General features: G+C 72.7%; 10 protein-coding genes. 8 read left to right on the top strand and 2 right to left on the bottom strand.

Annotated elements, in window-relative coordinates; translation table 11 throughout:
• Positions 1-71: 71 nt before the first annotated feature.
• Complete coding sequence (locus IIE03_RS08310; protein ID WP_192862285.1) at positions 72-833, bottom strand: hypothetical protein; 762 nt, start codon at positions 831-833, stop codon at positions 72-74.
• A gap of 41 nt (positions 834-874) precedes the next feature.
• Here IIE03_RS08310 and IIE03_RS08305 point away from each other — a divergent pair, with 41 nt between their 5' ends.
• The 7 genes from IIE03_RS08305 to IIE03_RS08275 all read left to right on the top strand — a co-directional run bounded on the left by IIE03_RS08305 (position 875) and on the right by IIE03_RS08275 (position 11,448).
• Complete coding sequence (locus IIE03_RS08305) at positions 875-1,660, top strand: ABC transporter ATP-binding protein (protein WP_192862284.1); 786 nt, start codon at positions 875-877, stop codon at positions 1,658-1,660.
• A gap of 138 nt (positions 1,661-1,798) precedes the next feature.
• Positions 1,799-2,245, top strand: coding sequence for an NfeD family protein (locus tag IIE03_RS08300; protein ID WP_192862283.1), 447 nt, complete (start codon positions 1,799-1,801; stop codon positions 2,243-2,245).
• 66 nt (positions 2,246-2,311) lie between these two features.
• On the top strand, positions 2,312-3,505 hold the full coding sequence (locus IIE03_RS08295; protein WP_192862282.1) for an SPFH domain-containing protein: 1,194 nt from the start codon (positions 2,312-2,314) through the stop codon (positions 3,503-3,505).
• 177 nt (positions 3,506-3,682) lie between these two features.
• On the top strand, positions 3,683-4,459 hold the full coding sequence (locus tag IIE03_RS08290) for a TetR/AcrR family transcriptional regulator (protein ID WP_318842875.1): 777 nt from the start codon (positions 3,683-3,685) through the stop codon (positions 4,457-4,459).
• Position 4,460: 1 nt separating this feature from the next.
• Positions 4,461-6,227 (top strand): ABC transporter ATP-binding protein, encoded by a 1,767-nt coding sequence (locus IIE03_RS08285; protein ID WP_192862281.1) that lies wholly within the window; start codon positions 4,461-4,463, stop codon positions 6,225-6,227.
• Positions 6,224-8,326, top strand: coding sequence for an ABC transporter ATP-binding protein (locus tag IIE03_RS08280; protein ID WP_192862280.1), 2,103 nt, complete (start codon positions 6,224-6,226; stop codon positions 8,324-8,326). The genes IIE03_RS08285 and IIE03_RS08280 overlap by 4 nt, the downstream gene beginning before the upstream one ends.
• 74 nt (positions 8,327-8,400) lie before the next feature.
• Positions 8,401-11,448, top strand: coding sequence for a hypothetical protein (locus IIE03_RS08275; RefSeq protein WP_192862279.1), 3,048 nt, complete (start codon positions 8,401-8,403; stop codon positions 11,446-11,448).
• Between the two features lie 136 nt (positions 11,449-11,584).
• Here the strand turns inward: IIE03_RS08275 and IIE03_RS08270 are convergent, their stop codons facing one another.
• Positions 11,585-12,310, bottom strand: a complete 726-nt coding sequence (locus tag IIE03_RS08270; protein WP_192862278.1) for a sigma-70 family RNA polymerase sigma factor — start codon at positions 12,308-12,310, stop codon at positions 11,585-11,587.
• Between the two features lie 135 nt (positions 12,311-12,445).
• On the opposite strand from IIE03_RS08270, the gene IIE03_RS08265 reads away from it, so the two are divergent.
• On the top strand, positions 12,446-13,281 hold an 836-nt coding region (locus IIE03_RS08265; RefSeq protein ID WP_192862277.1), incomplete at its 3' end, for a TrmH family RNA methyltransferase.

The following is a 13,281-nucleotide window of genomic DNA, read 5'->3' as shown; positions in this document are numbered from 1 at the left end:
CCCCCCGGGGGGAGCCTTTCCTGAGTCGGGTTCAGCAGGGCTTCGAGCCCCTGCCGAACGTGAGTCGGTCGTCAGGGGATCTCGCCGTAGGTTGCCGCGCTCATGGCGTGGCGTGCCGTCCGGTCCACCTCCCGCAGCGCCGTGCTGCGCTGGTCCGCCTGCCAGAGGTTCACCGCACCGCCGTCGTCCACCGCGCCCAGCGCGACGATCGCGCGCAGGCGCGCGGCCAGCTGCAGGACCCGCGCGCGGCGGCCGTCGAGGTGCGGCACGGGCCAGTCGGCGGTGCTGGCGGCGCGGAGGCGCTCGATGGCGTCGGCCGCGTCGTCGCGCCAGCGGGCGACGTCGAGCGAGTCCAGGGCGTCCGTGGCGGTCATGAGGCTGGTGCGCAGCTCGCGCTCGGCGTCGGACACCGACCCGAGCGTGCCGAACAGCCCCGTGCTCCAGTCGGGCACCGGCTGTACCTTCCACTCGACCAGGTGGCCGGGCTCGAGGTGACTGCCGAACGGCGTGATGTCCGGCACGGCGGCCCAGCTTCCGTCCGGCGTCGTGATGACCACGCACTCGCCGGCCTCCGTGGCGTCGTGGTTCACTGCGGCCGGGACCCCGGCGGGATCGCCGGCCACCGGGAGGAGCGCGGCCACGGTCCGCGGGCCGTGCGTCCACGTCGTGAGCAGCGTGCCGAGGTCCGTGCCGTCCCACACGCCGGGCAGGCCGTGGACGCGGTGCGGCTCGTCGTCCCCCTGGATGGCGCCCGCGGCGTCCGAGGTGTCGCCCACGCCCTGCAGCCAGAGAGCGAGGACGACGCTGCGGGGCAGGTCCGGCGCTGTGTTCATCGCCCTCACAGTATGGGACATGTCGGTTACTGTTGTGGACCATGAGCACGGTTCTCGACCTTTCGGGCGTCACTGTCCGGCGCGGCACCACGACCATCCTCGACTCGGTGGACTGGCGGGTGAACGAGGGCGAACGCTGGATCGTGCTGGGACCGAACGGCGCGGGCAAGACGACGCTGCTGCAGATCGTCGCGACCCGCATGCACCCCACCGCGGGCAGCGCCGAGATCCTGGGGGAGCGGCTCGGCCGCACCGACGTGTTCGAGCTGCGCCCGCGTGTCGGGCTGTCGTCGGCGTCGCTCGCCGACCGGATCCCGGGCGGCGAGACGGTGCGCGACGTCGTCCTCACCGCCGCCTACGGGGTGACGGGCCGCTGGCAGGAGTCGTACGACGAGGTCGACGAGCAGCGCGCCGCCGACCTGCTCGGGGCGTTCGACGTCGCCAAGCTCGCCGACCGGCACTACGGCACCCTGTCCGAGGGCGAGCGCAAGCGCGTGCAGATCGCGCGGGCCCTCATGACCGACCCGGAGCTGCTCCTGCTCGACGAGCCCGCCGCCGGGCTGGACCTCGGCGGCCGGGAGGAGCTGCTGGCGGCGCTGACGGAACTCGCCGGCGATCCGGCGTCGCCGGTGCTGGTGCTGGTCACCCACCACGTGGAGGAGATCCCGGAGGGCTTCACGCACGTGCTGCTCATGGGGCGCAGCCGCATCCACGCGGCCGGCCCGATCGACGAGGTCCTCACCGCGGACAACCTGTCGGCCGCGTTCGGGCTGCCGCTCGTCGTCGCGCACGGCGGGGGACGCTGGCTGGCGCGGGCCGCGCGCTGACCCGTTGACCGGCGTCAGCCGGCGTTGATCGAAAAGTCTTCGCGACTTCGCCCGATTTTGCTGGAACGCAGTGTGAGGGATTGGTAATCTTCGGGCAAAGGCGCCAGGTGAGCGCTCAGCCTCGGGGAGGGGATTCCCATGGAGTGGTTGTGGTGGGTCGGCGCGGCCCTGATACTCGGCCTGATCGAGATCACGACGCTCGATTTCGTCTTCATCATGTTCGCGGGCGGCGCGCTCGCGGCTGCCGGAGCCAACGCGGCGGGTCAGCCGCTGTGGGTCCAGGTGATCGTGTTCGCCGTCGTCTCGACGATCCTGCTGCTGACCGTGCGTCCGCCGCTGAAGCGGTACCTGTCCAAGGGCGGGCCCGAGACCCTGACGAACGCCGAGGCCCACGTGGGCCGGACGGCGTCGGTGGTCGAGGACGTGACCGAGGTGAGCGGCCTGGTCAAGCTCATGGGCGAGGTCTGGACGGCACGCGTGGCGGAAGGCTCGCCTCCGCTGCCGGAGGGGACTACGGTGCAGGTGGTGCGCATCGACGGTGCGACCGCGGTGGTCGCGCCGAAGTCGGCCGACCGGTCCGCCTGACCGCCCGCGCCCGGATAGATCACGTACACATCGTTCCAGCGGGTGCGCCCGCGGTAGGAGAGGCTTGTGGAAAACATCGGACTGTGGATAGTCCTCCTCATACTCGTCATCGTCGTCCTGGTGGCACTGTCGCGGGCGGTGCGGATCGTGCCCCAGTCCGTGGCGCTGGTCATCGAGCGCCTCGGTAAGTTCCACACGACGCTGACACCGGGCTTCCACCTGCTGGTGCCGTTCATCGACAAGGTGCGCGCCGGCGTCGACATGCGCGAGCAGGTCGTGTCGTTCCCGCCGCAGCCCGTGATCACGAGCGACAACCTGGTGGTCGAGATCGACACGGTCATCTACTTCCAGGTGACCGACGCCCGGTCGGCCGTCTACGAGATCGCGAACTACATCACGGCGATCGAGCAGCTGACCGTGACCACGCTGCGTAACGTCATCGGTTCGATGGATCTCGAGCAGACGCTCACCAGCCGCGACCAGATCAACGGCCAGCTGCGCGGCGTGCTGGACGAGGCGACGGGCCGCTGGGGCATCCGCGTCAACCGCGTGGAGCTGAAGTCGATCGACCCTCCCGCCTCCGTGCAGGGCGCCATGGAGCAGCAGATGCGCGCCGAGCGCGACCGCCGCGCCGCGATCCTCACGGCTGAGGGTGTCAAGCAGTCGGCGATCCTCACCGCCGAGGGTGAGAAGCAGTCGGCGATCCTGCGGGCCGAGGGTTCGGCGCAGTCCCAGATCCTCGAGGCCGAGGGTGAGGCGCGCGCGATCCTCCAGGTCTTCGAGGCGATCCACCGCGGCAACGCGGACCCGAAGCTGCTGAGCTACCAGTACATCCAGATGCTGCCGCAGCTCGCGAACGGCACCTCGAACACCAACTGGGTGATCCCCACCGAGTTCACCGCCGCGATGGCGAGCATCGCCAAGGGCTTCGGCGGTGGCGGCGCGGCCGGGGCCGGCGACGGGGGCGGGGAGCCGACGCCGCCGGTCACGCCGACCACGGACTTCCTCACCGGGGGCGGCATCCTGCCGAGCGCGGGCGACGCCCTGGCCGAGGCCCAGCGCCAGGCGGAGGCCGCCACGGCGGACGCGACCGAGTCGGGCACCCGCTCCGGCGCGCCGTTCGACCCGTCGGCCGAGCGGGGCCAGCGCCCCGGCGGTTCGACGCAGGCGCGCCAGGCGCCGCCCACGCCGCGCCCGCGTCCGGTGAACGGCGACGAGGGGGAGGTCCCGCCGCCTCCGCCGGCTCCGCCGCAGCAGTAGTTCCGGAGGGACCTTGGCCGCCCCGCCCACGATCTCGTGGGCGGGGCGGCCTTTTTGCACGCTCGATCCGGCCGCGTGGTCGGTCGCCGGTCGTGTGATCGGCCGCTCGACATCGGGCCGACCACCGGCGTCGGCTCCAGGTTGCGGAGTGAGTGCTCACTCATTTAGGCTGTCACCGTGCCATACAGTCGAGAGACCTCCGCCACGGCTGCGGGCGACGGGCGTCGCCGCGCCGCGCCGATGGCGCCGGAGGACCGTCGGGCCGCGATCGTCGAGGCCGTGATGCCGCTCGTCGCGGAGCGCGGCGTCGACGCGACCTCGCGCGAGCTCGCCGACGCCGCGGGTGTCGCCGAGGGCACCCTGTTCCGCGCGTTCGGTGACAAGGCGTGCCTGATCGGCGAGGTCGCCCTGAAGGGGCTGCTGCGGGCCTCGGACCCGGCGAACGCCCGCGCGGACCTCGAGTCCGTCGACGCCCGGCTGCCGCTCGTGGAGCGGGTGCGGCGGATCATCGAGCTCGGCCAGCGGCGCTCGGAGGAGGCCACCGCGTGGGTCATGGTGCTGCGCGCGATGCACGGCCGCGAGCCCATGGACGCGCGGGATCCCGCGCACCAGGAGCGCGCGCACGAGATGCGGTCGCGACTCATGGCGCAGAAGGAAACGCGCCGCACGGTGATCGAGGAGAGCCTGGGCCGCGTGCTCGCCCAGGACCTGGACCACCTGCGGGTGCCGCTCGCGGTGGCCGTCGCGCTGATCGAGGCGGCCACCGCGCACCGCTGGGCGGGGCCGGAGGAGCTGACCGCGCCCCTCCCGGCCGATGTTCTCGCCGACGCGCTGGTCCACGGGATCGTCGGCGAAAAGCGCTCGCCGGAGCAGAAGGTTCCTGATACCCATTACTCGCCCCCCGCCGCGTACGCCGGCGGCAGCGCGGCCTCTCATCACAGCGAGGAAGACTGAATTGCTCATCACGCTCATGCGCAGGTACCTGCGCCCGTACTGGGTGGCCGTCGCTCTGCTGCTGGTGCTCCAGCTCCTGCAGACGCTGGCCAATCTCTACCTGCCGTCGCTGAACGCCGACATCATCGACAACGGCGTGGTGCAGGGCGACATCGCCTACATCTGGCGGACCGGCGGCTGGATGCTCGGCGTGAGCCTGCTGCAGGCCGCCACGGCGGTCGGCGCGGTGTACCTCGGCGCGAGGGCCGCCACCGCGTTCGGCCGGGACGTCCGGCGGGACCTGTTCTCGACGGTGCAGACGTTCAGCGCCCGCGAGGTGGGACAGTTCGGGGCGCCGACCCTCATCACCCGCACCACCAACGACGTCCAGCAGGTGCAGCAGGTGCTGATCATGATGTTCACCATCATGGTGATGGCGCCGATCATGCTGGTGGGCGGGGTGATCATGGCGCTGCAGGAGGACGTGGAGCTGTCCATGCTGCTGCTCGTCGTCGTCCCGGTGCTGCTGGTGTGCGTGGGGCTGCTGATGTGGCGCATGGTGCCGTACTTCCGGGCCATGCAGAGCCGGATCGACGCGATCAACAGCGTGCTGCGCGAGCAGATCACCGGCCTGCGCGTGGTGCGCGCGTTCGTCCGCGAGCGGCGCGAGGCCGAGCGGTTCGACGTCGCCAACGAGGCCCTCTACGACACGTCGCTCGGGGCGGGCAAGCTCATGGCGATGGCGTTCCCGCTGGTCATGCTCATCATGAACCTGTCGAGCGTGGCCGTGCTCTGGTTCGGCGCCGGCCGCATCGACTCCGGGGAGATGCAGATCGGCGCGCTGACCGCGTTCATCGCGTACCTGATGTTCATCCTCATGGCCGTGATGATGTCCACGATGATGGTCATGATGGTGCCGCGCGCCGCCGTCGCGGCGGGCCGCATCGCGGAGGTGCTCGGCACGAGGACGTCGGTCGGCGAGCCGGCCGAGCCGGCCCCGCTGGCCGGCCTGTCCGACGGCGCCGGCCCACGTGGCCTGATCACGTTCGACGACGTCACCTTCGGGTACCCGGGAGCCGAGGCGCCGGTGCTGCACGACCTGAGCTTCACGGCTCGCCCGGGGGAGACCACGGCGATCATCGGCTCCACGGGCGCGGGCAAGACCACGCTCCTGAACCTGGTGCCGCGGCTGTTCGACGCGACCGGTGGCCGCGTGCTGATCGACGGCGTCGACGTGCGGCGCCTGAGCACCGACGACCTGGGCTCGCTGCTCGGCATGGTGCCGCAGAAGGCGTTCCTGTTCAGCGGCACGATCGCCAGCAATCTGCGCTACGGCAAGCCGGACGCGACCGAGGCCGAGATGTGGCGGGCGCTGGAGATCGTCCAGGCGCGGGACTTCGTGGAGGCGCTGCCCGGAGGCCTCGACGCGCCGGTCGGACAGGGCGGCAGCACCTTCTCCGGCGGCCAGCGCCAGCGCCTGGCGATGGCACGTGCCGTGGTGCGCGAACCGAAGGTCTACCTGTTCGACGACTCGTTCTCCGCGCTGGACTACGCCACCGACGCCCGGCTGCGGGCAGCCCTCGCGCCCCGTACCCGGGAGTCCACGGTGATCGTCGTGGCGCAGCGCGTGGCGACGATCCGTGACGCCGATCAGATCCTCGTGCTCGACCACGGGAGGATCGTCGGCCGCGGGCGGCACCACGAGCTGCTCGACCGGGACCATCCGGACTACAGCGAGACCTACGAGGAGATCGTGACGAGCCAGATGAGCCTGGAGGAGGCGGCATGAGCGCGCAGAACGGGACGCCGTCGGGCGACGCCGCCGGCGACGCCGGGACCCCTGGGTCCAGGACCGCCGACGAGGAGACGACGCGCGAGGCCCTGCGCGGCGGTGCCCGGCGCGGCCCGGGGGCCGGCCCGATGGGCGGGATGGGCATGCCGGCCGAGAAGGCGCTCGACTTCACCGGGTCGCTGAGGCGCTTCGCCGCGGTCATGCGGCCCGAGCGGGCGCGCGTGGTGGTCCTGACCCTGTTCGGCGTGATCTCGGTCGCGCTCACCGTGGCGGGCCCGAAGATCCTCGGCGAGGCGACGAACGTCATCTTCCGCGGCGTGGTCGGCACGATGCTCGGCGGTCAGGTCCCGGCGGGGACCCCGACCGAGGGGATCGTGGCGGGGCTGCGCGCCCGGGGCGAGGACCAGTTGGCCGACATGCTCTCGGGCATGACCGGCGTGGTGGCCGGCCAGGGCATCGACACCGGACAGCTGATCACCGTCCTCGCCTGGGCGGTGGCCGTGTACGTGGCGGCGTTCGTGTTCGGCTGGCTGCAGGCGCGGATCACGGCGGTGGCCGTGCAGAACACCATGCGCCGCCTGCGCGACGACGTCGAGGCGAAGCTGCACCGCATCCCGCTGTCGTACGTCGACAGGCAGCGGCGCGGGGAGATCCTGTCGCGCGTCACCAACGACATCGACAACGCGTCCCAGACGGCCACCCAGACCCTCGCGCAGCTGGTCACCTCCCTGCTGACCGTGGTGGGCGTGCTGGCCATGATGTTCTGGATCTCGTGGATCCTGGCGCTGGTGGCGCTCGTGACCGTGCCCCTGTCGGTGGTGGTCACGATGCAGATCGCGAAGCGCAGCCAGCCGCAGTTCATCGAGCAGTGGTCCAGCACCGGCAGGCTCAACGCGCACATCGAGGAGATGTTCACCGGGCACTCGCTCGTGCGGGTGTACGGGCAGCAGCGCACCGCGGCGGAGACGTTCGCCCAGGAGAACGAGCGCCTGCACGTCGCGACCCGTAACGCGCAGTTCATCTCCGGCACGATGCAGCCGTCGATGGGCTTCATCGGGAACCTCAACTACGTGGTGATCGCGGTGGTGGGCGGCCTGCGGGTGGCGTCGGGGCAGCTGACCATCGGCGACGTGCAGGCGTTCATCCAGTACTCCCGCCAGTTCACGCAGCCGCTGACGCAGGTCGCCTCGATGATGAACCTGCTGCAGTCGGGCGTGGCGTCGATCGAGCGGGTCTTCGACCTGCTCGACGCCCCGGAGCAGGAGCCGGACCCGGCCCGTCCGGTGCCGCCGGGCGAGGGCGGCCCGGTGCGGGGACGCGTGGTGTTCGAGGACGTCGAGTTCTCGTACGACCCGGCCAAGCCCCTGATCACCGGGCTGGACCTGACGGCGGAGCCGGGGCAGACGGTCGCGATCGTCGGGCCGACGGGCGCGGGCAAGACGACGCTGGTGAACCTCCTGATGCGCTTCTACGAGGTGAATGGCGGCCGTATCACGCTCGGCGGCGTCGACACCCGCGAGATGACGCGCGAGGCGCTGCGCGGCAGCATCGGGATGGTGCTCCAGGACACGTGGCTGTTCAAGGGTTCCATCGAGGAGAACCTGCGCTACGGCGTGCGGCGCGAGATCACCGACGAGGAGTTCCTGGAGGCCGCCCGCGCCACGCACGTGGACCCGTTCGTGCGCACCCTGCCGGACGGCTACCGGACCGAGATCGACGACGAGGGATCGAGCCTCTCGGCGGGCGAGAAGCAGCTCCTGACGATCGCCCGCGCGTTCCTCGCCGACCCGGAGATCCTGGTGCTCGACGAGGCGACGAGCTCCGTCGACACGCGCACGGAGGTGCTCGTCCAGGAGGCGATGCACCGGCTGCGCCAGGGCCGCACGGCGTTCGTGATCGCCCACCGCCTGTCCACGATCCGCGACGCCGACGTGATCCTCGTGATGGAGCACGGCGACATCGTGGAGCAGGGCTCCCACGCGGAACTGCTCGCGGCGGGCGGCGCGTACGCGCGCCTCTACGAGAGCCAGTTCGCGGCGCCGGTGACGGACGAGGAGCCGGCGCCGGAGGGGCAGGAGGCTCCCGCTCCCGCCTGAGCCCTAGCGCAAATGCGGTGTCCGTCCTAGTTTGGTGGCGTTCTGTTGTCCTGACCCCGTCACAGAAGGCATCCATGAGCCACGTGCGTGAGCCAGACTCCCCGCAGCCCGCCACCGACCGCGAGGAGCCCGAGCGGGCCGAGCAGCCCGAGCGGCCGGACGCCGCCCGCGCCGAGCCGCAGGCGGTGCGGCGCGACGAGCCCCCGGGCCGGCACGTCCCCGTCGCCCCCGGCCAGGACATCCTCGAGCTGCGGATCCACGGCGTGGCGAGCCCGCAGCCGCACCACATCCTCGACCTGCCCGCCGGCGAGGTGGTCCAGACCGACGGGGACGGCCTCGGCAGCTTCTGGGTGCCGACCCCCGAGGCCGACGCCCGCGACCGCGAGCCGGCGCCGGGCGACGTACGGGACCGGGAGATCCCCGCGGGTGACCCGCACGAGATCCGTAACGACGTGCGCCGCGAGGCCTACTCCTGGGGTGCGATGTCACGCCTGGGCCGCCTGCCGTTCGGCGGGGTGCTCGGTCTCGTCGGCACGGCGGCGACGCGGGTGATGTGGGTGGCGATCGTGCCGTTCGGGCTGGCGAACGCCGGGTACTGGGCCCGGCGCATCCCGCCCGCGCTGCGCGAACCCACGGCCGGTCGCATCCTGCCCGACCCCTCGGCCGCGCTCACCAGGGTCTTCGCCCTGTTCCTCACGCTCCTGTTCACGACGACGACGGCCGCGATCGCCCTGTCCACGATCGGTACCCGGTGCATGGGGCTGGTGGCCGGCGAGACCGTCTCCGTCTGCGCGCGCATTCCCGACGAGCTGTACTGGATGGCTCGCCTGGACCACGGCGACCGGCTCGGCTGGCTGTCGCTCGTGTCGGTGGTCGCCGTCGCCGTCCTGGTGCTCATCGCGCACAGCGGCAGCGTCAAGTTCGAGTCCCGTGTCTCCGCACTGATGGCCGGCGAGACGGCGGCGTCCGGCGACGGTCCCGTCCTACGTCGTCCCGGCTTCTGGACGCGCCGCACCGGCACGGGGGCGCTCTACAGCCACCTGGCCGCGGCGCTCGGCCTGCTCTCGGCGCTCATGCTGTGGACGTCGGAGCGCACGGCCTGGGCGGCCGCGCCGGGCTTCGCCGTGGCGATGGTGGCCACGTGGATCGTCGCCCTGCGCACCGACGACGACGGCGTCCAGGTCGAGGCGCCTCGCTGGAAGCCTCGCGCCGCGTTCGCCCTGCTCGTCGCCGGCCTGCTGGTCTGGGCGGGGGCGTGGGTCACACTGGCCCGCGCCGACCCGCCGGCCGAGACGCCGCGGCTGATCGGGATCGAGGCGACGCCGGGCCTCCTGGTCGTCGCGCTCACGGGGATCGCGTCGGCGGCCCTGGTGTGGCGGCGCGCCCGCCGCCCGGGCGCCGCGCTGACGGTGGTCTGGCTCCTCCCTCCGCTGGTCGCGACGGCCTGCACGGCGGTGGCCACGCTCGCCGCCCCGGGCGGGCAGCCCTTGCCGATCACCGTCCGGGCCGTGCTGCTGTCCGTGGCGGTGGTCGCGCTCGCGGTTCCCGCCGCGTGGGCGGTGGCCCGTCGGCGGGCGAACGGTTCGCGTGCCGAGGGCTGGGGCGGAGCGGGGCCGGGCGTGTTCCTCCTGCTCTCGACGGCGGCCGCGGCGATCTTCTCCAGCCTCGCCGTCGTGGGGGTGCAGTGGTATCTGCGCTCCGCCCCGACGGGCGTCGTCGTGCCCGAGTCCCGCGGCGGGCTGTTCGTCGAGGTCGTGATCGACGCCGACCCGGGCGAGATCGTGCCCGTCCCGCCCGTGTACACGGAGTTCGGCGCGAGCGTCGCGGTCATCGTCGTGGTGTCCCTGATCCTCCTGGTGGCATTGGTGGCGCCGGCGGGAGTGGACGCCGTGCGCAGCGGCACGCTGTGGATCCCGCCCGCGGTCGACACGTACGGGCCGCGCCGCGGTCCCGGGGCCCGGGCCGCGCGGGCCGCCGGCCGCGGGCTCCCGGGCGTGCGTGCCGGTGACGTGATCGATCCCGGCATGCTCAACCCGGCCGCCCAGCGAGCCCTGCGCGCCCGGCAGCTCGCCGCGATGTCCCACCGTTCCGAGCTCGCGGTGTCCGCACTGGCCGTCGCGTCCTGGGTCGCGTTGGTCGCCACCGTCCCGCTGGCGGTGGCGCCCGGTGACCTGGGCGACCCCGCCACGCTGGCGCTCCCCGGCTTCATGGGCGACCCGTCCGGCCTGTTCACCGTGCCGGCCTGGCTCGCCGCGCTGGCGGTGCCGATGCTGGGCACGCTCGCGGCCGCGCTGGTCGCCAGCGCCCTGGCCGGAGCAGTCGCCAACGACACCCGGCCGTGGGGTCTGCTCTGGGATGTCCTGTGCTTCCTGCCCCGCAGCGCCCACCCGTTCGGCCCGCCGAGCTACGCCGAGCGTGCGGTCCCCGAGGTGCGCAGCCGCGTGGACTCGTGGCTCACGGCGGTCGACGTCGACGACGACGCGTACCGCGAGGCCGTCGCCCGCCGCCGTCGCGTGGTGCTGTCGGCGCACTCCATCGGCGGCGTCATCGCCGCGGCGGTGGTGCTCATCAGGTCCGGCAACCCGGTGCACCGGCAGGTGTCGGCCGATGGCCGGATCGGCCTGCTCACCTACGGCGTCCAGCTCCGTCCCTACTTCGGCCGGTTCTTCCCCGAGCTGCTCGGGCCCGAGGCGCTCGGCCTCCCGCCGGTCGGCCCGCCCGCGTGGTCGGGCGACCCGTGGAGAGTGGACGACGTCGACCTCCAGCCGGCTCCCGCGCCGGACCTCAGCCTGCGCGGGCTGCTCGTGCCGGGCGCCACGACGGGAACGGACGCGACGGGACACGAGGTGGCGGGACAGGAGCTGGCGGGACAGGAGGCAACGGGAACCGGGGCGACGGCGGCGCCGCGGCCCGGCCCGCCGGCGTGGATCAACCTGTGGCGGCGCACGGACTTCCTGGGGTTCCCCGTGGTCGGGTACGAGCCGAACGAGATCGACCGCGGGGCCGAGGAGGTCGACCGCTCGGCGTACCTGTTCGAGATCGGCCTGCACGGCGGCTATCCGCGCACGACCGCCTACCAGGAGGCGTTCGACGAGGTCGTGTCCAGGCTGGACCGTACGTGATGTCGGACCGCACGTGATCCTCGCGGGCCGGTGGGACGACGCCGTTGTCGGGCCACCGGCCCGCGAGGCCTGCGCACGCGGGGTGCGCCCTCGGGGGAGTCTCTGGGTTCTTGCGGAGCCGCGGGCGGTCGCGTGCTCAGGCCACGGCCGGCAGCGGCGCCACGACGTCACGGAGGCGGATCAGGGCCTCGTTGAGGATCTGCTGCACGCGCTCCCGGGTCACGCCGAGACGGCGGCTGATCTCCTCGAGCGTCCGGGTGGTGCCGTCCACGAGCCCGAACCGCATCTCGAGCACCTTGGCCTCGACCGCGTCCAGGTGGGCGAGCGCCTGGCGCACGCGGCGGCGCAGGACCGACTGCTCGGCCGTGGGCGTCCCGTCGTGAAAGGACCCGCCGTCCGGCGCCTCGGCGCGCCTCCCGGCGGCGATCGCGCGGACCACGGAGCGGCGCACCCAGCGGGCGGCGAAGGCGGCGAACGTGCCGTGGGCGGGGTCGTAGTTCTCGGCGGCGCGCACGAGGCCGACGTTGCCCTCCTGCACGAGGTCCATGAACGGCAGGCGGCCGGTATAGGCGCTCACGACGTCGGGCACGATGCGCAGGTACGCCAGGACGAGCCGCTCCTTCGCGTATTGCCCGGCCTTGACCCTGGCTTCGAGGTCGACGCGCAGCGACGGCGAGACGGCGGTCCTCGCGAGGGTGCGTGCGGCGGCCGTGCCGAGGGCGGCCCGCTCGAGGAGCAGCGCCTCCTCCGCGGGGTCGAGCGACGGCGTGCGCTCGATGATCTCCTGGTAGGAGAGCGGGAGCGCGGGATGCGCGCCGGAACTCCGGGAGCGGCGGGGTCGGGAGGATCTGGCGGTTCTCATCACTGATCTCCTTCGTCGTGTACGAAGTTGCCTTGGTGGGGACATTAGCGAACCATTGGGCTTCATGGGAAGTACCCGGATTTCGCTGTCAGTGATAACGGGGCGATAACGGCCTGTGCGGCAGAATCGGGGACCGTGACCAACCCCGACGTCGTCCACCTCGACGACCCGGCCGACGAGCGGCTCGCGGACTACACGCGCCTCACCGACGTCGCCCTGCGCAGCAAGCACGAACCCGCCAAGGGCCTCTACATCGCCGAGAGCACCCAGGTGATCCACCGGGCGCTGGAGGCCGGCCACCGGCCGCGCTCGTTCCTCATGGCGCCCCGCTGGCTCGACGTGATGGCGGACGCGCTCGCCGCCTGTCCGGGCGTGCCGGTCTACGTGGCCGAGGAGCCCGTGCTCCAGGAGATCACCGGGTTCCACCTGCATCGCGGCGCGCTCGCCGCGATGCACCGTCCGCCGCTCGCCCCGGTCGCCGAGATCCTGGCCGCCGCTCGCGGGGGAGCGGGGGCGCGGCGCGTGGCCGTGCTGGAGGACCTGGTGGACCACACGAACGTGGGTGCGGCGTTCCGGTCGGCCGCGGCGCTCGGGGTGGATGCCGTGCTGGTCACGCCGCGTTGTGCCGACCCGCTCTACCGTCGTTCGGTGCGGGTCTCGATGGGGACCGTCTTCCAGGTGCCGTGGACGCGGCTGGAGAAGTGGCCGGGCGGTCTGGAGGAACTGCGTGCGGCCGGCTTCACCACCGCCGCGCTGGCGCTGAGCGACGACTCGATCTCGTTGGACGAGTTGGTGGAGCAGATCGCCGCGGGCCGGCACGAGCGTCTTGCTCTCGTGCTGGGTACGGAGGGTGACGGGCTCTCGCACGGCGCGGTCGCCGCGGCCGACACGGTGGTCCGCATCCCGATGGCGGGCGGCGTCGACTCGCTCAACGTGGCGGCGGCCTCGGCGGTAGCGTTCTGGGCCACGCG

Origin of the sequence: Myceligenerans pegani, from assembly GCF_014892515.1 — a bacterium.
Classification (GTDB): Bacteria; Actinomycetota; Actinomycetes; order Actinomycetales; family Cellulomonadaceae; genus Myceligenerans; species Myceligenerans pegani.
The sequence above is the reverse complement of the archived record's forward strand: the minus strand, read 5'-3'. Positions and strand labels throughout refer to the sequence as shown.